The organism is Streptomyces sp. NPDC007157, from assembly GCF_040634235.1.
GTDB lineage: Bacteria > Actinomycetota > Actinomycetes > Streptomycetales > Streptomycetaceae > Streptomyces.
Map to the genome: position 1 here is coordinate 39,328 of NZ_JBEYFE010000026.1, position 21,513 is coordinate 60,840.

At 72.9% G+C, this 21,513-nt stretch carries 20 protein-coding genes; 11 read left to right on the forward strand and 9 right to left on the reverse strand.

What is annotated here, in order from left to right; translation table 11 throughout:
- Window positions 1–4 precede the first annotated feature (4 nt).
- The 3 genes from ABZ642_RS35930 to ABZ642_RS35940 are packed head-to-tail and all read right to left on the reverse strand — an operon-like array spanning window position 5 to window position 3,659.
- Window positions 5–1,726, reverse strand: coding sequence for an L-aspartate oxidase (locus tag ABZ642_RS35930; RefSeq protein WP_360492191.1), 1,722 nt, complete (start codon window positions 1,724–1,726; stop codon window positions 5–7).
- Entirely contained in the window at window positions 1,723–2,724 is a 1,002-nt protein-coding gene (gene panC / locus ABZ642_RS35935; protein ID WP_360492194.1) for a pantoate--beta-alanine ligase, read from the reverse strand. Before panC ends, ABZ642_RS35930 begins: the two co-directional genes overlap by 4 nt.
- Window positions 2,721–3,659, reverse strand: coding sequence for a DUF2520 domain-containing protein (locus ABZ642_RS35940; RefSeq protein WP_351748853.1), 939 nt, complete (start codon window positions 3,657–3,659; stop codon window positions 2,721–2,723). The genes panC and ABZ642_RS35940 overlap by 4 nt, the downstream gene beginning before the upstream one ends.
- Before the next feature lie 185 nt (window positions 3,660–3,844).
- On the opposite strand from ABZ642_RS35940, the gene ABZ642_RS35945 reads away from it, so the two are divergent.
- Both ABZ642_RS35945 and ABZ642_RS35950 read left to right on the forward strand, forming a co-directional pair.
- On the forward strand, window positions 3,845–5,038 hold the full coding sequence (locus ABZ642_RS35945) for a beta-eliminating lyase-related protein (protein WP_360492197.1): 1,194 nt from the start codon (window positions 3,845–3,847) through the stop codon (window positions 5,036–5,038).
- 402 nt (window positions 5,039–5,440) lie between these two features.
- The gene (locus ABZ642_RS35950) at window positions 5,441–6,541 is read left to right on the forward strand and encodes a DUF5937 family protein (RefSeq protein ID WP_360492201.1); all 1,101 of its coding nucleotides are present in this window, start codon (window positions 5,441–5,443) and stop codon (window positions 6,539–6,541) included.
- Between the two features lie 53 nt (window positions 6,542–6,594).
- On the opposite strand, the gene ABZ642_RS35955 is transcribed toward ABZ642_RS35950, so the two are convergent.
- Both ABZ642_RS35955 and ABZ642_RS35960 read right to left on the reverse strand, forming a co-directional pair.
- A complete protein-coding gene (locus ABZ642_RS35955; protein WP_351712146.1) occupies window positions 6,595–7,269 on the reverse strand; it encodes a response regulator transcription factor in 675 nt (224 codons plus the stop codon).
- Window positions 7,270–7,357: 88 nt separating this feature from the next.
- A complete protein-coding gene (locus tag ABZ642_RS35960) occupies window positions 7,358–8,563 on the reverse strand; it encodes a sensor histidine kinase (RefSeq protein WP_360492204.1) in 1,206 nt (401 codons plus the stop codon).
- A gap of 118 nt (window positions 8,564–8,681) precedes the next feature.
- Between ABZ642_RS35960 and ABZ642_RS35965 the strand changes: the two genes are divergently transcribed.
- Window positions 8,682–9,704: an SAM-dependent methyltransferase gene (locus tag ABZ642_RS35965; RefSeq protein ID WP_360492207.1), complete on the forward strand. Its 1,023-nt coding sequence runs from the start codon at window positions 8,682–8,684 to the stop codon at window positions 9,702–9,704.
- 106 nt (window positions 9,705–9,810) lie between these two features.
- Here the strand turns inward: ABZ642_RS35965 and ABZ642_RS35970 are convergent, their stop codons facing one another.
- Entirely contained in the window at window positions 9,811–10,962 is a 1,152-nt protein-coding gene (locus tag ABZ642_RS35970) for an NADH-quinone oxidoreductase subunit D (protein WP_360492210.1), read from the reverse strand.
- Between the two features lie 31 nt (window positions 10,963–10,993).
- On the opposite strand from ABZ642_RS35970, the gene ABZ642_RS35975 reads away from it, so the two are divergent.
- The gene (locus ABZ642_RS35975) at window positions 10,994–11,497 is read left to right on the forward strand and encodes a PH domain-containing protein (protein ID WP_360492213.1); all 504 of its coding nucleotides are present in this window, start codon (window positions 10,994–10,996) and stop codon (window positions 11,495–11,497) included.
- Window positions 11,494–12,822 (forward strand): PH domain-containing protein, encoded by a 1,329-nt coding sequence (locus ABZ642_RS35980; RefSeq protein ID WP_360492216.1) that lies wholly within the window; start codon window positions 11,494–11,496, stop codon window positions 12,820–12,822. The genes ABZ642_RS35975 and ABZ642_RS35980 overlap by 4 nt, the downstream gene beginning before the upstream one ends.
- A 130-nt stretch (window positions 12,823–12,952) precedes the next feature.
- Here ABZ642_RS35980 and ABZ642_RS35985 read toward each other — a convergent pair whose 3' ends face one another.
- Both ABZ642_RS35985 and ABZ642_RS35990 read right to left on the reverse strand, forming a co-directional pair.
- Window positions 12,953–14,131, reverse strand: a complete 1,179-nt coding sequence (locus tag ABZ642_RS35985) for a hypothetical protein (protein ID WP_360492219.1) — start codon at window positions 14,129–14,131, stop codon at window positions 12,953–12,955.
- A gap of 97 nt (window positions 14,132–14,228) precedes the next feature.
- The gene (locus ABZ642_RS35990; protein WP_360492222.1) at window positions 14,229–15,356 is read right to left on the reverse strand and encodes an alpha/beta hydrolase-fold protein; all 1,128 of its coding nucleotides are present in this window, start codon (window positions 15,354–15,356) and stop codon (window positions 14,229–14,231) included.
- A 224-nt stretch (window positions 15,357–15,580) separates the two neighbouring features.
- On the opposite strand from ABZ642_RS35990, the gene ABZ642_RS35995 reads away from it, so the two are divergent.
- The 6 genes from ABZ642_RS35995 to ABZ642_RS36020 all read left to right on the forward strand — a co-directional run bounded on the left by ABZ642_RS35995 (window position 15,581) and on the right by ABZ642_RS36020 (window position 20,825).
- Entirely contained in the window at window positions 15,581–17,392 is a 1,812-nt protein-coding gene (locus ABZ642_RS35995; RefSeq protein WP_360492225.1) for a phosphatidylglycerol lysyltransferase domain-containing protein, read from the forward strand.
- A gap of 110 nt (window positions 17,393–17,502) precedes the next feature.
- Window positions 17,503–18,501: a dihydropteroate synthase gene (gene folP, locus ABZ642_RS36000; protein ID WP_360492228.1), complete on the forward strand. Its 999-nt coding sequence runs from the start codon at window positions 17,503–17,505 to the stop codon at window positions 18,499–18,501.
- A complete protein-coding gene (locus ABZ642_RS36005) occupies window positions 18,498–19,001 on the forward strand; it encodes a nuclear transport factor 2 family protein (protein WP_360492231.1) in 504 nt (167 codons plus the stop codon). Before folP ends, ABZ642_RS36005 begins: the two co-directional genes overlap by 4 nt.
- Window positions 19,002–19,318: 317 nt before the next feature.
- Window positions 19,319–19,678 carry a dihydroneopterin aldolase gene (gene folB / locus ABZ642_RS36010; RefSeq protein WP_360492234.1) on the forward strand — a complete coding sequence of 120 codons (360 nt, stop codon included), beginning with the start codon at window positions 19,319–19,321 and terminating at the stop codon, window positions 19,676–19,678.
- The gene (gene folK, locus ABZ642_RS36015; protein ID WP_360492237.1) at window positions 19,675–20,286 is read left to right on the forward strand and encodes a 2-amino-4-hydroxy-6-hydroxymethyldihydropteridine diphosphokinase; all 612 of its coding nucleotides are present in this window, start codon (window positions 19,675–19,677) and stop codon (window positions 20,284–20,286) included. The genes folB and folK overlap by 4 nt, the downstream gene beginning before the upstream one ends.
- Before the next feature lie 50 nt (window positions 20,287–20,336).
- Window positions 20,337–20,825 carry a DUF3180 domain-containing protein gene (locus ABZ642_RS36020; protein ID WP_360492240.1) on the forward strand — a complete coding sequence of 163 codons (489 nt, stop codon included), beginning with the start codon at window positions 20,337–20,339 and terminating at the stop codon, window positions 20,823–20,825.
- A 16-nt stretch (window positions 20,826–20,841) separates the two neighbouring features.
- Here the strand turns inward: ABZ642_RS36020 and folE are convergent, their stop codons facing one another.
- Complete coding sequence (gene folE / locus ABZ642_RS36025; protein ID WP_351317708.1) at window positions 20,842–21,447, reverse strand: GTP cyclohydrolase I FolE; 606 nt, start codon at window positions 21,445–21,447, stop codon at window positions 20,842–20,844.
- Window positions 21,448–21,513: the final 66 nt, after the last annotated feature.

The window sequence follows — 21,513 nt, forward strand, 5'->3', positions numbered from 1 at the left end:
TCTGTCACTGCTCCTGGGATGGCTGGTGCGGCCGGGTCGGGGGGAAGTCTGCGGTGTCGGTGGTGCTCACGGCCAGCGAGCGGTCCGGATTCAGCCGTACGACGATGTGGCGGCGCCACACGGTGTCGTCGCGGTCGGCGTGGTCCTCGCGCCAGTGGCAGCCGCGGGTCTCCTGGCGGCGCCGGGCCGCCTCGACGAGCACCCGCGCGACGCACAGGAGGTTGGTGGCCTCCCAGGTGTCGACGCCGGGCTCGGCGGTCTTGCCGTTCTCGGCGAGGGCGTCACGGGCCTCGGTGTGCAGGCGCTGGAGCTGCTCGGCGGCCCTGGCCAGGGATTCCTCGGAGCGCAGGACGCCGGCGCCCTCGGTCATGATCCGCTGGATCGCGAACCGGGCCTCGGGGGCCTGCAGCGGGTGTGCGGGCTTGTCGGGGTGCGGGACCGGGACGGGCACGCTCGCGTGGAAGCGGTTCTCCGCGTGCCGCGCGGTGATGTCGGCGGCGATGCGCTCGGCGTAGACCAGGCCCTCCAGGAGGGAGTTGGACGCCAGCCGGTTCGCGCCGTGCACGCCGGTGCACGCGACCTCGCCGCACGCGTAGAGCCCGCGCACGGTCGTGCGCCCGCGCGCGTCGGTGCGCACGCCCCCGGAGGCGTGGTGTGCGGCCGGCGCTATCGGGATGGGCTCGGTGACCGGGTCGATGCCGTGCGCCCTGCAGGCGGCCAGGATCGTCGGGAAACGGTGCTCCCACATGTCGGCGCCGAAGTGCCGGGCGTCCAGGAACATGTGCTCCGCGTCCTGCTCCTGCATGCGCCGCAGGATGCCCTTGGCGACGATGTCCCGGGGCGCCAGTTCGGCCAGCTCGTGCTGGCCGACCATGAAGCGCACGCCGTCCGCGTCGACCAGGTGCGCGCCCTCTCCGCGCACCGCCTCGGAGACCAGCGGCTGCTGGCCCTCCGCGTCGGCGCCGAGGAACAGCACGGTCGGGTGGAACTGGACGAATTCGAGGTCGGAGACCTCCGCGCCGGCGCGCAGCGCGAGCGCCACGCCGTCTCCGGTGGACACCGACGGGTTGGTGGTCGCGGAGAAGACCTGACCCATGCCGCCGGTGGCGAGGACGACCGCGGGGGCGTGCACGGCGCCCACGCCGTCGTGCTGGCCCTCGCCCATCACGTGCAGGGTCACGCCCGCCGTGCGCCCTTCGGCGTCGGTGAGCAGGTCGAGCACCAGCGCGTTCTCGATCATCCGCACGCCCCGCGCACGAGCCGCTTCGACCAGCGCGCGCGAGATCTCCGCGCCGGTCGCGTCCCCGCCCGCGTGCGCGATCCGGCGCCGGTGGTGGCCGCCCTCGCGCGTGAGGTCGATGTCGCCGTCCGCGTCGGTGTCGAAGTGGGCCCCGGTCGAGATCAGCCGCCGTACGGCGTCGGGGCCCTCGGTGACGAGGATCCGTACGGCCCCCTCGTCGCACATGCCCGCGCCCGCGACCAGGGTGTCGTCCAGGTGCTGTTCGGGGGTGTCGCCGTCGCCCAGGGCGGCCGCGACGCCGCCCTGGGCCCAGCGGGTGGAGCCGTCGTCGAGGAGTGCCTTGGTGACGACGACCGTGGTCAGTCCGGCGGCCTCGCAGCGCAGGGCGGCGGTCAGGCCGGCGACACCGGACCCGACGACCACCACATCCGCGTCGATGGACCACCCGGGGGCGGGCGCGTGCAGTCGTATGCCTGTGCTGGTCACGAGGCGGCTCCGGGAGCGGCGAAGGTGAGCGGGATGTTGTCGATCAGCCGGGTCGTCCCGACCCGGGCGGCGACGGCGAGGACGGCCTCTCCTGTGAAGTCGTCGTCGATCTCGGTGAAGTCGGCGGGGTCGACCAGGGCGAGATAGTCCAGTGCGAGCGGCGGGTCGTAGTGGACGGCCTCGTCCAGGACCGTCCGCGCGGCGGCGCGCACCGCGGCGGCGGCGTTCGGCACGGCCTTGGCCACGGCGTGCGCGTCGGCCGCCGCGCGGGACTCCCCTATGGCGCTGAGCGCCTCGGCGCGCGCCCGCGTGGACGGCACCTCGCGCGCCCGCGCACGCAACGCCTCCTGCGCCGCGTGCCGGTCGCGCCCGGCGAACAGCGCGCGCGACAGCGTGAGCGCCGTGCGCCGCTCGTCGGCCGACAGATAGCGGTTGCGGCTGGAGAGCGCGAGCCCGTCGGCCTCGCGCACCGTCGGTACCCCGACGATCTCGATGCCGAAGTTCAGGTCCCGCACCATGCGCCGGATCACGGCCAGCTGCTGGGCGTCCTTCTGCCCGAACAGGGCCGCGTCGGGGCGGGTGAGGTGCAGCAGCTTGGCCACGACGGTGAGGACGCCGTCGAAGTGCCCGGGCCGCGAGGCGCCCTCCAGGAGTGTGCCCATCGGACCCGCGGTGACCCGCACCTGGGGCTGGCCGCCCGGGTAGACCTCCTCGACCGACGGGGCGAACACGGCGTCCGCGCCCGCCTGTTCGGCGATCTTCAGGTCGGCGTCCAGGGTGCGCGGGTAGCGGTCCAGGTCCTCGCCGGCCCCGAACTGCAGCGGGTTGACGAAGACCGTGACGACGACCTCGCCGTTCGGGCCGGCGACCTCGCGGGCGCTGCGGATCAGCGTGGCGTGGCCCTCGTGCAGGGCGCCCATGGTCATCACGACGGCGCGGCGGCCGTGTCGCACGCGCGCGTGCAGTTCGTCGGCGGTGCGCAGCAGGGTGGTGCTCATCGGGTGTTCCCCTCGGTGCCGTGGGTGCCGTTCGTGCCGCCGGCGAGGACACCGAGGAGGTCCTCGGCGAGTTCCGGCTTCAGCAGGCCCTGGGCGAGCGCCCGGTCGGCCGTGGCGCGGGCCATCGCCAGATAGCCGTCGACGGCCTGCGGGGCGTGTCGGCGCAGCTCCGTGACGTGCGCGGCGACGGTGCCCGCGTCCCCGCGCGCGACCGGCCCGGTCAGCGCCGCGTCGCCGGAGCGCAGGGCGTTGTCCAGGGCGGCGCCGAGCAGCGGGCCGAGCATCCGGTCCGGGGCCTCGACACCGGCCGTGCGGAGCAGCTCCATGGACTGGGCGACCAGGGTGACCAGGTGGTTGGCGCCGAGGGCGAGGGCCGCGTGGTAGAGCGGGCGGTTCTCCTCGGAGATCCACTCCGGCTCGCCGCCCATCTCGATCACGAGGGCCTCGGCGGCCAGCCGCAGCTCCTCGGGCGCGGTCACCCCGAACGAGCAGCCCGCGAGCCGCTGCACGTCCACCGGTGTCCCGGTGAAGGTCATCGCCGGGTGCAGGGCCAGCGGCAGCGCGCCCGCGCGCAGGGCGGGGTCCAGGACCTTGGCGCCGTATCGCCCGGAGGTGTGTACGAGCAGCTGGCCCGGCCGTACCGCGCCGGTCTCGGCGAGGCCGGCGACCAGGCCGGGCAGGGCGTCGTCGGGGACGGTCAGGAGCACCAGGTCGGCGCGCTGGAGGACCTCGGCGGGGGGCACCAGCGGGATGTCGGGCAGCATCGCCTCGGCGCGCCGCCGGGAGGCGTCGGAGACCCCGGAGACGGCCACCGGGCGGTGCCCGGCGAGCTGCAGGGACGCGGCGAGCGCGGGCCCCACCCGACCGGCGCCGACGACGCCGACGGTGAGCCGCGCGGGGCGGTCACTGGGGTCTGGCTGTTGGACTGTACTCACGCGACCGTGGCCTTCCCGTTCCAGTCCGCTCTGGGTACCGGACGATTTCTCGTCATGTTAACGCTATCGGGTTCGGGCCCAGTTGGCTGTCCACAGGCTGTGGGTGACCGGTCACACCGCCCGCGACGGCCCCCGTACGGAAAATGCGAGGCCCTTAGTCCCGGCGCCAAGGCATCATCCACGGCATGAGCGATACGGCGACGACGCCCCAGGACGAGCAGCCGGACGAACCCCGGTCGGCGGAACAGCGGATGCGAGAGCGGCGCACGGCCGCCTACCGGAAGGCCGATCGCCTCCTCGCGCGCGTGGGCCCGCGCGCGTCGCTGCGCGAACGGCTCGCGCGGCTCCACGAAGCGGCCCCCGACGTGTACGACCTGGACGAACCGGGGGACGTCTACGGCAACGGGATCGTCGCGGCCCTGGAGGAGCGGGTCGCGACCCTGCTGGGCACGGAGGCCGCCGCGTTCTTCCCGACCGGCACGATGGCCCAGCAGGTGGCCCTGCGCTGCTGGGCGGCCCGGACCGGCAACCCCACGGTCGCCCTGCACGCCCTCGCCCACCCCGAGGTCCACGAACGCAACGCCTTCCGCGAGGTCGCCGGCCTGCGCACGGTCCGCGTCACGGGCGAGCCCCGGCTCCCCACCGCCCAGGAGATACGCGACTTCGAGGAGCCCTTCGGGGCGCTGATGCTGGAACTGCCCCTCAGGGACGCCGGCTACGTGCTGCCCACCTGGGAGGAGCTCACCGAGGTCGTGGTGGCGGCGCGGGAGCGCGACGCGGTGGTGCACTTCGACGGCGCGCGCCTTTGGGAGTGCACCGTCCGCTTCGGGCGCCCCCTGCACGAGATCGCGGACCTCGCGGACAGCGTCTACGTCTCGTTCTACAAGTCCCTCGGCGGCATCGGCGGCGCCGCACTGGCCGGCCCGAAACCTCTGGTCGAGGAGGCGAAGACCTGGCGCCACCGCTACGGCGGCATGGTCTTCCAGCAGTTCCCGACGGCGCTCACGGCCCTGATCGGCCTGGAGCGTGAACTGCCCCGCCTCCCGGACTACGTCCGCCACGCGCGCGTGGTCGCCGCTGCCCTGCGCGAGGGTTTCGCCGAGGCGGGGCTCGCGTGGACGCGCGTACACCCCGAGGAGCCGCACACCCACGAGTTCCAGGTCTGGCTGCCGTACGACGCCGATGTCCTGCTGGAGACGGCGGCGCGGCAGGCCGAGGAGACCGGCACGTACCTCTTCGCCGGCTTCTGGGAGACGAAGGGCCCGGGCCTGTCCATGACCGAGGTGACGGTGGCGGAGGCCGGCCTGGAGTGGACGGCGGAGGAGGTGAGGGCGGCGGTCGCGGAATTCGTGCGCCGGTTGCCCACGGCGCCGCGTTAGGGGCGCGGGGAACCGTGCGTTCACCCCCCCCCACCGGCGCGCACGCTCCGCCGAGCGCTGCCCGGCACCCCGGTGGGCGACCGGCGCCCGCCTCCTACGACGCGCGCGGGCGCACCCACCGCACCACGGCGCCCCGGATTCGCCCTCGCGCCGGCCGTCCCGCGACAACCGCACGGAACCGCCGGTAGTCGAGCGCTGCGCGCGCCACGCGCACATCGTGCGCGCCGGGCGCGGGCGGCGCGGGCTCCCCGTGCTGCTGAGCACGGTACGTGTCGAGGAAGTACTGCTGAACGCTGCTCATGGCTCCCGAGCCTCGCGCGCCCGCCGCGCCGCCGTCGTGTCGATTGACGGCGCCCGTCAATCGGGGGAGGCGTTGTCGGTGGCGGGGTGCACGATGGGGACATGAGCGTACGTATCGACATCGCGGGGCTGCGGCCGGAGAGGGTCGCCGTGGTGCCCTCGCCCCTGGCCGAGCTCGGCATGGCGCTGCACGCGCTGTCGGAGCCGGGGCACCATCCCGGCCTCCAGGGCTGGGTGACCGGCGTGACCGCCCGCATGGAGCCGCATCTGGCCGACCGCATGTGCGAGGCGGACTTTCTGTGGCGGTCGACGTTCTCCGACCTGTTCCTGCCGTACGCGGCCGTTCCCGGCGCCGTCCCGGGCGGCACGCTGGCCGAGGAGCTCGGCCAGCTGGACAAGCTGACGGACGAACAGTTCGTGGACGCGGCCCTGGAGTTCACCTGCGTGCTCTCCTACGACACGCAGGCACCGGCCCTTCTGTCGGATCCGGTCGGGCGCCGCAGGGCGCTGGAGGTGGCCGCCTCGCGCGGTCCGCAGCAGGTCCGGTTCGCGCAGCGGCTGCTCGACGATCCGCCGAGTGTGCGCGCGTGGCTGCGCCGGTTCCTGGAGGACTGCGCCGAGGCGTTCTTCGACGAGGCCTGGTCGCGGCTGCGCCACCAGCTGGCGGCCGACGCCCGGCACAAGACGGAGCTGCTGCGCCGCAAGGGACTGGCCGAGGCGCTGGCCGCGGTCTCGCCGGTCGTGACGCTCGACGAGGCGGGCGCGCGGATCACCGTGGACAAGCTCACCGACGGCCATGCCGTGGTCGACGCCGACGGCCTCCTGCTGGTGCCCACGAGCCTGGGCTGGCCCCATCTGATGGTCCTGCACCGCTACGGCTGGCAGCCGGTGCTGCACTACCCGGTCGGCTCGCCGGAGCTGGCCTCCCCCGCGTCGGTGGAGGCGCTCACGCTGCGGATGGCGGCGCTGTCCCATCCCGTCCGGATGCGGCTGTGCCGGTACCTGGCGCGCAGCGCGTACACCACCAGCGAACTGGCGCAGGTGCACGGCCTGTCGGCACCCGAGGTCTCCCGGCACCTCGGCGTCCTCAAGAAGGCGGGCCTGGTCACCACGCGCCGCCGCGGCCGGTACGTGCTGCACCAGCTGGACGTCACGGTCGTAGCCCGCCTCGGCAGCGACTTCCTGGAAGGGATACTCCGCTAGCCGCGCGGGCCGTACGTCACGCGCGGGCCGTACGTCAGCCGCGCGGGAGTGGGTCAGCCGTGGCCGCCGCCCGCGCGGACCAGCCCGGTCTCGTAGGCGAGCACGACCACCTGGACCCGGTCGCGCAGACCGAGCTTGGTCAGGATGCGGCCCACATGGGTCTTCACGGTGGCCTCGGAGAGCACCAGCCGGCTCGCGATCTCGCCGTTCGACAGGCCCTGCGCGACCAGCACCATGACCTCGCGCTCGCGGTCGGTGAGCCGGTTCAGCTCCTGGTGCTGGGACTCCTTGCCGGCGGAGGGCAGCATCGGTGCGAAGCGGTCGAGGAGCCGCCGGGTGGTGGAGGGCGCGACGACGGCGTCGCCGCTGTGCACCGAGCGGATCGCGGCCAGCAGCTCGCCCGGCGGCACGTCCTTGAGCATGAAGCCGGAGGCGCCCGCCTTCAGCCCCGAGAAGGCGTACTCGTCGAGGTCGAAGGTGGTCAGGATGAGCACCTTGGGCGGGTCGGGCTCCGAGCAGATGCGGCGGGTGGTCTCCACCCCGTCCAGCTTGGGCATGCGCACGTCCATCAGGACGACGTCCACATCGGAGGACTTCAGCACCTGGAGGGCCTCGACGCCGTCGCCCGCCTCCGCGACGACCTCCATGTCCGGCTGGGCCGCGAGCACCATCCGGAACCCGGTGCGCAGCAGCACCTGGTCGTCGACGAGCATCACGCGGATCGTCATCGGGTCCTCTTCCGTTTCCGTTCGTCGGTTTACTGCGGGGATTTCTCCGGGGGGCGTGACAGGTGTCAACCGGGGGCGTGCGTCTGTGTCAGTGCGCCGGTTTGAGCGGCAGCAGAGCACTGATGCGGAATCCTCCGCCGGGACGGGGCCCCGCGTCGAGCGTGCCGCCGACCATACCGACCCGCTCACGCATGCCGATCAGACCGTGCCCCTGGCCGTCGGCGCCGCCCTCCTCGTACATCTCGTGCGGGGCGCCCTTGCCGTCGTCCTCGACCAGCAGGCCGAGCCCGTCGTCGAAGTAGACCAGCCGCACGCTGGCGCCCGTGTTGGGCCCGCCGTGCTTGCGGGTGTTGGTGAGCGCCTCCTGCACGATCCGGTACGCCGTCAGCTCGACGCCGCTGGGCAGCGGGCGCGGGGTGCCCTCGACCTTGAAGTCGACGGGCAGACCGGAGCTGCGGCACTGCTCGATGAGCTCGTCGATCTGCTCGACGTCGGGCTGCGGAACGTACTCGCCGACCTCCTTGTGCTCGCCCGTGCGCAGCACGCCCAGCAGGCGGCGCATCTCGGCGAGGGCCTGGCGCCCGGTGGAGGAGATCGTCTCCAGGGCCTTCTTGGCCTGGTCGGGGGCGGCGTCGAGGACATAGGCGGCGCCGTCGGCCTGGACCACCATCACCGACACGTTGTGCGCGACCACGTCGTGCAGTTCGCGCGCGATCCGGGCCCGCTCGGCCGCGACCGCGACCTTGGCCTGCGCCTCCCGCTCCTTCTCGAGCCGGGCGGCGCGCTCCTCCAGCTGTGCGAAGTAGGCGCGGCGGGTGCGCATGGAGTCGCCGAGCACCCAGGCGAGCACGAACGGCACCGTCTGGAACACCACGATGGCCAGGTGCCCGATGAGACTGGTCCTGTCCTGCGGCCACCGGATCTGCGCCAGCGGCGCCGCGCACAGTCCCACGTAGAGGGCGAACCGGGACGCCCAGCGCTCGCCGACCGCGGCGACCGTGCAGACGATCACCAGCATGGCGAAGTTGGCGACCGTCGTCTCGACGTCCAGGATCAGCTGGGCCAGGCCGGTCGCCGCGGCCAGCAGCAGCATCGGCTCCGGGAACCGGCGGCGCAGTGCGACCACCACCCCCATGACGACGGAAACGGCCAGCATGGCGGCGGTCGAACCGTGGTGGTCTCGCGCCCCGCTGAGATTCACGACGCTCACGCAGGAAACCCCGAACAGGACGACGGCCCAGAAGCTGTCGACCCATGTCGGGTTCCTGCGGAGGAAGTCATAGAGGCGCTGCACGTAACCCAGAGTAGGGAAGCGTGATAGGTGCAGGGGTCAACCGGAGGGCCGATCCCTGTTCCGCACACGTACTCCGCAAGGTGGAGAAGGTGATCACCTGTGCGCCTAGTCTGGCCCGGTGACGGATGAGGCGACGCGAGAGACGGCAGACGACGTCCGGGGCTGGCGTGCGGCCACCGAGGCGGCCCTGTACGGCCCTGGCGGCTTCTACCGCCGCCCGGAGGGACCGGCCGGCCACTTCCGTACGTCGGTCCACGCGTCTCGGCTGTTCGCCGAGGCCGTGGCCGAGTTGCTGTGCCGGGTCGACGAGGCCCTGGGGCGCCCCGGGACGCTGGACTTCGTCGACATGGGCGCCGGCCGGGGCGAGCTGGTCACCGGCGTGCTCGCCGCGCTGCCCGCCGACGTGGCGGCACGCACGCGTGCCTGTGCCGTCGAGGTCGCCGACCGGCCGCCCGGCCTGCCCGACCGCATCACCTGGCTGACCGAACTGCCGCGCACGATCACCGGCCTGCTCTTCGCCAACGAATGGCTCGACAACGTCCCGGTCGACGTCGCCGAGGTGGACTCGGCCGGTGTGCCCCGGCTGGTGCACGTCCGGCGGGACGGCACCGAGCTGCTAGGAGAGCGGGTCTCGGGCGCGGACGCGGAGTGGCTCGCGCGATGGTGGCCGCTGGGCGCCGAGCCGGGGCTGCGCGCGGAGATCGGGCTGCCCCGGGACCGGGCGTGGGCGGACGCCGTCACCTGCGTGCGGGAGGGGCTCGCGGTGGCCGTGGACTACGCGCACACCGTGGACACGCGCCCCCCGTTCGGCACGCTCACCGGCTTCCGCGAGGGGCGCGCGACGGCGCCCGTCCCGGACGGGTCGTGCGACATCACGGCGCACGTCGCGCTGGACGCGTGCACGGCGCTCGACCCGGCGTACGCCCTCCCCGAAGCGCTCTTCCGCACACAACGCGACGCCCTGCGCGCTCTGGGCCTCCTCGGCGCACGCCCCCCGCTCACGCTCGCCTCCACCCACCCCACCGCCTACGTACGCGCCCTCGCGAGCGCCGGCGAGGCCGCCGAGCTCACCGCCTCCGGCGGCCTCGGCGACTTCGGCTGGCTGCTGCAGCCGGTCGGCATCGAGAACCCGCTGCTCTGACGCGCGTCCGGCGCGCCGCGCAGGCCCCCATGCCGCACGCCTTGCACGCCGCACGCTCCCGCCCGGCGCGCACAACCCCATGCCGCACGCCCCTTGCGCCCGCGCCCTACTTGTCGATGTCCCCCACCACGAAGAACATCGACCCCAGAATCGCGACCATGTCCGCCACCAGCGTCCCCGGCAGCAGCTCCATCAGCGCCTGGATGTTGTTGAACGACGCCGAGCGCAGCTTCAGCCGGTACGGGGTCTTCTCGCCCTTGCTGACGAGGTAGTAGCCGTTGATGCCGAGGGGGTTCTCGGTCCAGGCGTAGGTGTGGCCCTCGGGTGCCTTGAGAACCTTGGGGAGCCGCTGGTTGATAGGCCCCGGCGGCAGCTCGCGGACCCGGTCCAGGCAGGCGTCGGCCAGGTCCAGGGCGTTGTGGGTCTGCTCCAGGAGGCACTCGAAGCGGGCCAGGCAGTCGCCCTCGGTCCGGGTGACCACCCGGAGGGTGTCCTGGAGCTCTCCGTAGGCCAGGTAGGGCTCGTCGCGGCGCAGGTCGAAGTCGACTCCCGAGGCACGCGCGATGGGCCCGCTCACGCCGTAGGCGTGCACGGCCTCCGGCGCGAGGACGCCCACACCCCGGGTGCGCCCGCGGAAGATCTCGTTGCCGAGGACCAGGCCGTCGAAGACGTCCATACGCGAGCGCACGGCGGAAACGGCGGCACGCGCGCGTACGGTCCAGTCGGCCGGGAGGTCCTCCTTGAGGCCGCCGACACGGTTGAACATGTAGTGCATGCGCCCACCGGAGACCTCCTCCATGACGTTCTGGAGCTCCTCGCGCTCGCGGAACGCGTGGAAGACCGGGGTGATCCCGCCCAGCTCCAGCGGGTAGGAGCCGAGGAACATCAGATGGTTGAGCACCCGGTTCAGCTCGGCGAGCAGGGTGCGCGTCCACACCGCGCGGACGGGCACCTCCATGCCGAGCATGCGCTCGACGGCGAGGACCACGCCCAGCTCGTTCGAGAAGGCGGACAGCCAGTCGTGGCGGTTGGCGAGCATGATGATCTGCCGGTAGTCGCGCGCCTCGAAGAGCTTCTCCGCGCCGCGGTGCATATAGCCGATCACCGGCTCGGCGGAGAGGATCCGCTCGCCGTCCAGTACGAGCTTCAGCCGCAGCACGCCGTGCGTGGAAGGGTGCTGGGGGCCGATGTTGAGCACCATGTCGGTACTCTCCGCGGCGCCGCCGATGCCGACCGTGGTCTCCGTCGTAGGAGTCATGAACCCAGTCTCTCGTACGTACGCTGACCTCATGGAGACGGGGAGCCCGGCCGGCGCCGGGGCGACAGAGACCGAGCCGGTGTGGACGGGGCTGCCGCCCGGCCTGCTGCGGATGCGCCGACTGCTGCTGGTGGTGTGGCTGGGGCTGCTCGCCCTCGCCGTGGGCCTGCTGCCGGGTCTGCTCGCGGGTCCGGTGTGGGCGGCCTTCGCGCTGCTGCCGCTGGCCGTGATGGCCTGGGGCTGGGTGCTGATCGGCCGCAACTGGCGTTCCTGGCGGTACGCCGAGCGCGCCGACGACCTGCTGATCAGCCGCGGTGTGCTGTGGCGCGAGGAGACCGTGGTGCCGTACGGGCGCATGCAGCTGGTGGAGGTGACCTCGGGACCCGTCGAGCGTTACTTCGGCCTGGCGAGCGTGCAGCTGCACACCGCCGCCGCGGCCACCGACGCGGCCATCCCCGGCCTCGACCCGGCCGAGGCGGAACGGCTGCGCGACCGGCTCACCGAGCTCGGCGAAGCCCGATCGGCGGGCCTGTGACCGCGCCCGGCGTCGACGGCGCCATACGCCCCGGCAAGACCGTGGGCGAGCGGCGGCTGCACCCCGTGACCCCGTTCCGGCGGGCGTGGGCGCCGGTCGCGGTGCTCACCGGCTGGGCGGTGCACGACCCGAACCAGGCCCAGGAACAGCTGACGAAGCTGACCACGACCATGCTCCTGGCCGGACTCGCCGTCCTGGTCACGGCGGGCGCGCTATACGGCTTCCTGAGCTGGTGGTTCACCTACTTCGCGGTTACCGACAGCGAACTGCGGATACGCACCGGGCTGTTCTTCCGGCGCACCGCGCACATCCGGCTGGAGCGGATCCAGGCCGTCGACGTGACCCAGCCGCTGCTCGCTCGGGTGGCGGGCGTCGCCAAGTTGCGCATCGACGTCGTGGGCACCGACAAGAAGGACGAGCTGGCCTTCCTGGGGCAGGGCGAGGCGCGCGCACTCCGCGCGGAGCTGCTGGCGCGCGCCGCCGGATTCGCGCCCGAGACGGCGCGCGAAGTCGGCGAGGCGCCGGCGCACGAGCTGATGCGCGTGCCCCCGGGCAAGCTCGCGCTCTCCCTCGTGCTGACGGGCGCCACCTGGGGCTCCCTGGCCGCCGCCCTCGTCGTACCACCGCTGCTGTGGCTGGCCACCCACAGCGTGTGGACGGTCCTCGCCACCGCCCTGCCGCTGCTCGGCGCGGCGGCCACGACCAGTGTGGGGAGGTTCGTCGGGGAGTACGACTGGACGGTCGGGGAGTCCCCGGACGGGCTGCGCATCGACCACGGGCTGCTCGACCGCACGCACGAGACGGTGCCGCCGGGGCGGGTGCAGACCGTGCGGATCGTGGAGCCACTGCTGTGGCGGCCGCTGCGCTGGGTGCGGGTGGAACTGGACGTGGCCGGGTCGGCGAACTCGGTGCTGGTGCCGGTCGCGCCGCGCGCGGTCGCCGAGTCGGTCGTCGCGCGCGTGCTGCCCGGAGTGACGGTGCCCGGTGAGCTGCCCCGGCCGCCCCGGCGGGCCCGCTGGTGCGTGCCGTTGTGGTGGCGCGGGTACGGGCTCGCGGTCACGGAGACGGTGTTCGCCGCGCGGCACGGGCTGCTGCGCCGGCGCCTGGCGCTGGTCCCGCACGCCAAGGTCCAGAGCGTACGGCTGACGCAGGGGCCCTGGGAGCGGCTGTGGCGGCTCGCCGACGTCCATGTGGACACGGGGGCCGACAAGACCGTGACGGCCCGCCTGCGGGACGCGGAGGCGGCCGCGTCGCTGCTGCGGGAGCAGGCCGAGCGGTCCCGGACGGGCCGCCGGTCGGCGCGCCCGGACCGCTGGATGGCCTGAGCAGGGTGCCCGAGGTGGCGGGGAGGCCCGCGGACGGCCCGGAAAACGCCTGAGCCGGGGCACCCGGCGGGTGCCCCGGCTCAGGATCGGGCTCGGTATCGGCGCGGCTTCCGCGGCGGTGTCGCGGCGGTCAGGAGGCGGCGCTGCGCAGGCCCCCGAGGTTGATCTGCTCGGTCTCGTCGTGCGCGGTCAGGTCGATGACCTGGCCGACGCCCCGGGTCTCCGGGTCGGCGGGCTTGAACTCGGCCTCGGACTCGGCCTTGTGGAGCGCGAGCGCCTCCTGGCCGACGACGTCCGCGAGGTCCTCGTTGTGCATGGCGTCCAGCCCGCCTGGGGCCGAGCCCTTCTGGGTGCCGAAGAAGTCGAACCCGCCGGTGACCAGCGGACGCGGGATGGGCGCGGCCGGCAGCACGGCCACCGCGGTCGGCACGGTGAAGTGCCCGGACGGCTTCACGGAGTTGGCGGACGGTGCCGGCGTGGTGCGGGCGTCCTCCTCCGTCGGCGCCGGGGTGGTGTCCGCCGGCTCGGCAGTGGTGACGGCGGCCGCGCGCGTGTGCCCGTCGACCGCCTCGGGCTGCCCCTGTTCCTCGTCCTCCGGTGCGGACTCGCCCTTCGGCGCCTCGGGTGCGGCGGCCGTCTCCGTCGCGCCCTCGGCGTCGGCGTCGGCCTCGACCGCCGGTGCGTCGCCCTCGTCGAAGCGGGCCAATGCCACCTTGGCCCGCAGGAACAGCTTGGAACCCTCCGGCGAGAAGACCGCCGGGGTCGTCTCCTCGACCTCCAGCTCCTCGACGGCCGCCGCGGGCTCTTCCGCCTCTTCGGCGGTCCGGGCGGGCGGCAGCGCGTTCGACGGCGCGGTGGCCTCGATCTCCAGCAGGCGGCGGCCCTCCAGGGCGCTCGCGCGCTCGGTCTCGGCCGTGGCGTAGCGGCGCAGCAGGGACGCGTGCTCGTTGCGCAGTCCCGCGAGCTCCGACCGCTTCGCGCGCAGCCGCTGCTCAAGCTTGGCGCGCAGCTCCCGCGACTCCTCGAGGTCGGTCTCCAGCTCGGCGATCCGCTCCTCGTGGCGCCACTCGTCACTCGCACGCGCGCGTGACAGGTCGGCCACCTGCTTGCCCGCCTCGCTGTCCCAGCGGCGCATGACCGCGGCACCGACGGCCGCGGTCGCCGCGGCTATCGCGGCGAGCATGCGCAGCACCGTCGGTTGGGAGAACAACCAGGGGCCCAGAGCGCAGACGAGGGAGACACCGGCGATCGCCGAAGGAGGCAACAGCCTGTGCAAAGGCGGGGAATGACGGTGACGTCCACGTGGCATGGCCAGAAACTTACCGCGCGTAGGCGAATCATGGTGCCCCGGGCCGTAAAAACACGGCGACGACAAAGTCTTCGCACGGCATTGCCAGGGGCCGCGCTCAGCGGTCGCTCAGTCGGCTGCTGATCCACTGGAGCGTCGCGGGGATCTCGCGGCGCCAGGTGTTGAAGTTGTGGCCGCCGCTGTCGAGGATGATCGACGAGATCCGGGTCAGGTTCGTGGCCTGCACGCGCGCGATGAATTTCAGCGTGTCCTTGTAATTGGTCTCTCCGATTCTGCTGCTGGTGACCAGCAGGGACGTGTCAGGAGCGGGTGCGTGCCCGAGGAGCCACCACAGGTTCGCGTGGTCGCGGAGTTCTCCGTCGCCCTGGAAGAGATCACCGGTCGTGGGGTCGACGGGCGCCTTGTAGTAGGCGGACAGGCCCGCGCCGGCCGCGTACACGCCGGGGTGGTGCATCGCGAGCTTGAGCGCGCAGTAGCCGCCGGTCGAGTCGCCGACGATCCCCCAGCTTCCGGGCTTCCTGCCGACCCGGTAGTGCGCGGTCACGGCGTCGGGCAGGTCCTTGGCGAAGAAGCTCTCGGTCCGCGGGCCCCCCGGGACGTCCACGCACTCGGTGTCCCGGGGCGGTGCGACCGTGGGCCGCAGCATCACCAGGATCATCGGCTGCATCCGCCCGTCCTTGGCCAGTTGCTGTGCCGTACGCGGGTAGTGCAGCTTGTCGACGAGCGCCCGCGCGGTGCCCGGGTAGCCGGTGAGGACGACCGCCGCCGGGAACGTACGGGTGCGGTACTGCGGCTGGAAGTACTCCGGCGGCAGGTACACGTAGGCGGGCGTGGCGATGTGGGTCGTACGGCCGACGATGTCGACCTGCTGGATCTGACCGGCCGACTGCGGCTGCGAACCGCCGGCGCCTTGCACGCGGGAGGTGGCGACCACCTGGAGCGGGCCGCCGCCGGCGCCGCCCGCCACGTGGTCGACGACGACACCCTGGTCCGTCTCCCTGCCGAACAGGTCGGCCCAGCTGGCATAGAAACCGAAAGCCTGGTTGGCCGCTATCCCGAGGCATGCGAAGAGCACCGTCTGAGTGGCCAGCAGAAGGCCGACGCGGCCACTGACGGCCCGCCAGTTCCGCCGGGCCAGCCGGGGCCACAGCCACACCGTGCCGACGAACAGCAGTGCGGCGAACAGGATCGCCAATGCCAGCGTTTTATCGCTCGTAAGTCCCATGAGGTGCTTCCTGCCTGCGCTTTCCCCCGTGACGACCGCCGCTTTCAGCGAGGCTTGCCCCGGACTTTCCTTGGCCTTTGACCCGGCTTTCCGATGGGGAGTGAACCTCTCCCCCCAAGACACCGTCCTAGAGGGCGCAATGTCGCCGGATGCCCGAATCGGGCCCGGATTCAAGGTCTCTCGCAGAACTACGGGATGCGATGTCTGTCAGGATAGATGGGGAAATGTCGGGCCGGGTTCCGAGCCGATCAAGCCGGGCGCGGCGCATAGTCCGTGGTCCGCGCCCTGAGGCGGTCCCCGCTCTGGTCGGCAGGGCGTGCGCGGTCGTAGGTGTCCTGGACATCGCAGCGGGTGTGTTCCCGCGCTTCCGGCACAGCCGTATGCACGCCATGGCCGAGGTGTTGCCCGGGTCGCTGGGGCCGTTCGCCGCCGCGCTCTCGCTCAGCGTCGGCGTGCTGTTGCTGCTGCTCGCGCACGGGCTCAAGCGGCGCAAGCGCCGGGCGTGGCGGGCCGCGGTCGTGCTCCTGCCGGCCGGCGCCATGTCGCAGTTCGTGTACCGGCACTCGGTCATCGGAGCCCTGATCTCACTGGCACTGTTCGTGCCCCTGGTGCTCCACCGGAGCGAGTTCAAGGCGCTGCCCGACCCGCGCAGCCGGTGGCGGGCGCTCGCGAACTTCGTGCTCATGAGCGCCGGTTCGCTGGCGCTCGGGCTGGTCGTCGTCAGCGCTCACCCGAAGCGCACGATCGGCGACCCGAGCCTGGCCGACCGCATCACCCACGTCCTGTACGGCCTGTTCGGCTTCGAGGGCCCCGTCGACTACGAGGGGTCCACCTCCTGGACGGTCGCCTTCTCGCTCGGCGCCCTCGGCCTGATCACCGCGGTCACCACCATCTACCTCGCCTTCCGCCCCGAGCACCCCGCCGCCCACCTCACCGAGGAGGACGAGGCCGGCCTGCGCGCCCTCCTGGAGAAACACGGCGCGCGTGACTCCCTCGGCCACTTCGCGCTCCGCCGCGACAAGGCGGTCGTCTTCTCGCCCAGCGGCAAGGCGGCGGTGACGTACCGCGTCGTCTCCGGCGTGATGCTCGCCAGCGGCGACCCGATCGGCGACGTCGAGGCCTGGCCCGGCGCCATCGAACGCTTCATGGACGAGGCCAAGGCCCACTCCTGGACCCCCGCCGTGATGGGCTGCTCGGAGACGGGCGGCGAGGTGTGGACCCGGGAGACCGGCCTGGACGCCCTCGAACTGGGCGACGAGGCGGTGGTGGACGTAGCGGATTTCTCGCTCGCCGGACGCGCGATGCGCAACGTGCGCCAGATGGTCAAGCGCATCGAGCGGGCCGGCTACGAAACCCGGGTGCGGCGCATCCGTGACCTCGGCGAGGCCGAGTTGGACCGCATCCGCCGGGCGGCGGAGGACTGGCGCGGCACCGACACCGAGCGCGGCTTCTCGATGGCCCTGGGTCGCATCGGCGACGCCGCCGACGGCGACTGCCTGATCGCCACCGCCCACAAGACCGACGAGACACCCGGTCCCTACGGCGACCTCAAGGCGATCCTGCACTTCGTGCCCTGGGGCACCGACGGTGTCTCCCTGGACCTGATGCGGCGCGACCGGGCGGCCGACCCCGGGATGAACGAACTGCTCATCGTGGCCGCCCTCCAGGCGGCCCCGAAGCTCGGCATCGCCCGGATCTCGCTCAACTTCGCGATGTTCCGCTCGGCGCTCGCGCGGGGCGAGAAGATCGGCGCGGGCCCGGTGCTGCGCGCCTGGCGCGGGCTGCTGGTCTTCCTGTCGCGCTGGTTCCAGATCGAGTCGCTGTACAAGTTCAACGCGAAGTTCCAGCCGCGCTGGGAGCCGCGCTTCGTGGTCTACCGGGCCTCCGGCGACCTGCCGCGGATCGGCCTCGCCGCCATGCAGGCCGAGGGCTTCGTCAACCTCGCCCTTCCGCTGCCGCGCTTCCTGCGCCGCAACGCCCCGGCCGCCCGCCCCTGCCCCCACGCCGTCGCCGAACAGGGCATACGAGCGGCCTGACCCCACGACCGGCCCGAGCGGGCGCCCCTCCCCTCCAGCCCGGGGCTCCGCTCGGGCCTGCCCGCAGGCCATCGGGCGGCCCCGCCGTTTCCTGGGCCTACGCTGAACGTATGAACAACCACAGCGGACGTGGCCAGGTGACAGGGCTTCCGGCATGGGACCGGTGCGCGGTCATGGGGGTCGTGAACGTCACCCCCGACTCCTTCTCCGACGGCGGCCGCTGGTTCGACACGACGATCGCCGTCAAGCACGGCCTCGACCTCGTCACCGCGGGCGCCGACCTCGTCGACGTCGGCGGTGAGTCCACCCGCCCCGGCGCCACCCGCGTCGACGAGGACGAGGAACTGCGCCGGGTCATCCCCGTGGTCCGCGGCCTCGCCGCCGAAGGCGTCGTCGTTTCCGTCGACACCATGCGCGCCTCCGTCGCCCAGCAGGCCCTCGCGGCCGGCGCGGCCCTCGTCAACGACGTCAGCGGCGGCCTCGCCGACCCCGACATGATCCCCGTCGTCGCCGAGTCGGGCGCCCCCTTCGTCGTCATGCACTGGCGCGGCTTCCTGGACGGCGGCAACGTCAGGGGTGTGTACGACGACGTCGTCGCCGAGGTCCTCGACGAACTGCACGCGCGCGTGGACGCCGTCCTGGCCGGCGGTATCTCCCCCGACCGCATCGTCGTCGACCCCGGCCTCGGCTTCTCCAAGGACTCCGAGCACGACCTGACCCTGCTCGCCCACCTCGACCGGCTGCACGCCCTGGGGCACCCGGTGCTCGTCGCAGCCTCCCGCAAGCGGTTCCTCGGCCGGGTCCTGGCCGGACCCGAGGGGGCACCCCCGCCGGCCCGGGAGCGCGACGCGGCGACGGCCGCCGTCTCCGCGCTCGCGGCGCACGCCGGCGCGTGGGCGGTACGCGTGCACGAGGTGCGCGCCACGGCGGACGCAGTACGGGTCGCGCGCGCGATAGAGGGGGCGCGCACGGGAACGGACACGCCGGGCGCGCACGCCTCGCAAGCCCTGCAGGCGCCCTCGGCCTCCCAGGCCTCGCAACCTCCCCAGGCCTCACCCGCCTCGCACGCCCCGCAGAACGTTCCCCACCGAGCAGAGGGAGCCCGGTGAGCGCCCCCCACACCGACGTCGAGCAGGTCGAGGCCGCCAACACCGCCTTCTACGAGGCAGTGGAGCGGGCCGATTTCGAGGCGGTGTCCGGCCTCTGGCTCACCCCCGCCGACCTGGGCGTCGACGAGGAGTACCACGATCCGGCGGACACCGGCGTGGTCTCCTGCGTGCACCCGGGCTGGCCGGTGCTGACCGGCCGCGGCGAGGTCCTGCGGTCGTACGCGCTGATCATGGCGAACACCGACTACATCCAGTTCTTCCTGACCGACGTGCACGTCTCCGTCACCGGCGACACCGCCCTGGTGACCTGCACGGAGAACATCCTCAGCGGCGGCCCGGCCCCCACGGGCGGGCAGGAGCTCGGCCCGCTGGTGGGGCAGCTGGTCGTCGCCACGAACGTGTTCCGGCGTACCCCGGACGGCTGGAAGCTCTGGTCCCACCACGCCTCCCCGGTGCTGTCGGAGACCGACGAGGACGAGGACGACGACACGCCCTCCTGAGGCCCGCCCCGCCGATACCCGCCGGGACCCGCCCCCCTGAGCCGTCCAGCCGGTCCACCGCCGTTCGGCGAGGCCCGTGCGGTCCGCGTGGCCCAAGGAGTGTCTGGAATCACGAACTCGCCAGTAGGTGCGGCTACCGGCCCGTGAGCCGCCGGGTTCTCCAGGGAAAACACGCGATGAACCCTGGCACCCCCGGCGCGGGCCCCCGCCCCGTGACCCGGCTCTGTCAGTGCCCGCAGGTAGATTCGTCTGAGGCCGGTCGATCGCCCGCACGCGATGCGGCCTCGCCGTTACCGACGATTGCAGGAGTGATTCGCGTGGATCGTGTCGCGCTGCGCGGCCTGAAGGCCCGCGGGCACCACGGTGTCTTCCCCAAGGAGCGCGAGGAGGGCCAGACCTTCCTCGTGGACCTCGTCCTTGGCCTGGACACCCGGCCGGCGGCGGCCGACGACGACCTGACGAAGACCGTGCACTACGGCGTGGTGGCCGAAGAGGTCGTCGCCGTGGTCGAGGGGGAGCCGGTGAACCTGATCGAGACGCTCGCCGAGCGGATCGCCCAGGTCTGCCTCAAGCACGAGGGGGTAAGAGAGGTCGAGGTCCAGGTCCACAAGCCGGACGCGCCCATCGCCGTCCCCTTCGACGACGTCACCGTCACCATCACCCGGAGCCGAGTATGACCGCATCCTCCCTGCGGGGTCCCAGCGACCCGACCGTCCAGCCGGTGCCCGCCTCCGTCGTCGAGCAGGTCGACGCCGCCGACACCACCCTCTCCAACCCCAAACGCGCCGTGGTCGCCCTCGGCTCCAATCTCGGCAACCGCCTGGAGACCCTGCAGGGCGCGATCGACGCCCTGGAGGACACCCCGGGCGTCCGCATCAAGGCCGTGTCGCCGGTGTACGAGACGGAGCCGTGGGGCGTCGACCCCGGCAGCCAGCCGACGTACTACAACGCGATCGTGGTGCTGAAGACCACCCTCCCGCCGTCCTCGCTGCTGGAGCGGGCGCACGCGGTGGAGGAGGCGTTCAACCGGGTGCGGGACGAGCACTGGGGGCCGCGCACCCTGGACGTCGACATCGTCGCCTACGCGGACGTCGTCTCCGACGATCCGCAGCTCACCCTGCCGCACCCGCGCGCCCACGAGCGTGCCTTCGTGCTGGCGCCCTGGTACGACGTCGACCCCGAAGCCCGGGTGCCCGGCCGCGGCACGGTCGCCGAGTTGCTGACGGCCGTCACGCGGCACGGTGTGGAAGCACGTGCGGACCTGGAACTCCGACTGCCCGAGTAGTCGTTAAGGTCGACACGACCACATCGCTGCGGGGGAGCTGAAGGAACACAGTGAAAGAGCTGCGGATCAGGGTGCTGGCCGGCGTGTTCGTCGTGGCCGGGGTGCTGTCCTGGGCGGGGGCCCGCCTGTGGAACGCGGTGGGGACCCTGCCCAGCGTGCCGGTGGCCGCCCCGATCGTCCTCGCCCTGATCGCCGTGGTTCTGCTCGCCACGGCGCTCTCGCTGCGCGCCCGTCTCCGGGCCCAGCGCGAGCGTCGCCCGGGCGCCAAGGGCGTCGACCCCCTGATGGCCGCCCGCGCGGTCGTCTTCGGCCAGGCCAGCGCCCTGGTCGCGGCCCTGGTCGCCGGCATGTACGGCGGCACGGGCGCCTTCCTGCTGGAACTCCTCGACCTCCCCGCCCGCCGCGACCAGGCCCTCTACGCGGCCTTCTCGGTGGTCGCCGGCATCGGTGTCATAGCGGCGGCGATGTTCCTGGAGCGGGTGTGCAAGCTCCCGGAGGACGACGACAACCACCACAGCGGGGCCGAGCCGGCCGCATGAGCCCCGCCCGGGCAGGTCAGCGCGCCAGTATCAGGCTCATCGCCTCGGCGCGCGTCGTGGCGTCCCGGAGCTGACCGCGGACCGCCGACGTCGTCGTCTTGGCACCCGGCTTGCGGATCCCCCGGACCGACATGCACATGTGCTCCGCCTCGACGACGACGATCACGCCCCGGGCCTCCAGGATGCGCATCAGGGAGTCGGCGACCTGCGTGGTGAGCCGCTCCTGCACCTGGAGACGACGTGCGAACACCTCGACCAGGCGGGCCAGCTTCGACAGTCCCGTGATCTTGCCGGTCTCCGCCGGGATGTAGCCGACGTGGGCGACGCCGTGGAACGGCAGCATGTGGTGCTCGCACAGGCTGACGATCTCGATGTCCTTGACCAGGACCATCTCGTCGTGCCCGAGATCGAAGGTCGTCGTCAGGACCTCTTCGGGCTGCTGGTGGTTGCCGGCCAGCAGCTCGCGGTACGCCCGCGCCACCCGCGCCGGAGTCTCCCGGAGCCCCTCACGGTCGGGGTCCTCGCCGACCGCGATCAGGAGTTCGCGTACGGCGTTCTCGGCACGTTTCTCGTCGAATTCGCCGATGGTGCCCTCGCCGTCCAGCGTCACGGGGTCGGTCATCTGAGGTGCCTCGTTCCTTAGGGGGGCGCCTGTGGGTCACGCGCCTCATATGCGGGCATACCGAAA

Coding starts and splice junctions, on each gene's coding strand:
- panC (WP_360492194.1), bottom strand. CDS start 2,724: ATGAGCACCACCCTGCTGCGCACCGCCGACGAACTGCACGCGCGCGTG.
- ABZ642_RS35945 (WP_360492197.1), top strand. CDS start 3,845: ATGAGCGATACGGCGACGACGCCCCAGGACGAGCAGCCGGACGAACCC.
- ABZ642_RS35950 (WP_360492201.1), top strand. CDS start 5,441: ATGAGCGTACGTATCGACATCGCGGGGCTGCGGCCGGAGAGGGTCGCC.
- ABZ642_RS35955 (WP_351712146.1), bottom strand. CDS start 7,269: ATGACGATCCGCGTGATGCTCGTCGACGACCAGGTGCTGCTGCGCACC.
- ABZ642_RS35970 (WP_360492210.1), bottom strand. CDS start 10,962: ATGACTCCTACGACGGAGACCACGGTCGGCATCGGCGGCGCCGCGGAG.
- ABZ642_RS35975 (WP_360492213.1), top strand. CDS start 10,994: ATGGAGACGGGGAGCCCGGCCGGCGCCGGGGCGACAGAGACCGAGCCG.
- ABZ642_RS35985 (WP_360492219.1), bottom strand. CDS start 14,131: ATGCCACGTGGACGTCACCGTCATTCCCCGCCTTTGCACAGGCTGTTG.
- ABZ642_RS35990 (WP_360492222.1), bottom strand. CDS start 15,356: ATGGGACTTACGAGCGATAAAACGCTGGCATTGGCGATCCTGTTCGCC.
- ABZ642_RS35995 (WP_360492225.1), top strand. CDS start 15,581: ATGTCGGGCCGGGTTCCGAGCCGATCAAGCCGGGCGCGGCGCATAGTC.
- folP (WP_360492228.1), top strand. CDS start 17,503: ATGAACAACCACAGCGGACGTGGCCAGGTGACAGGGCTTCCGGCATGG.
- folK (WP_360492237.1), top strand. CDS start 19,675: ATGACCGCATCCTCCCTGCGGGGTCCCAGCGACCCGACCGTCCAGCCG.
- folE (WP_351317708.1), bottom strand. CDS start 21,447: ATGACCGACCCCGTGACGCTGGACGGCGAGGGCACCATCGGCGAATTC.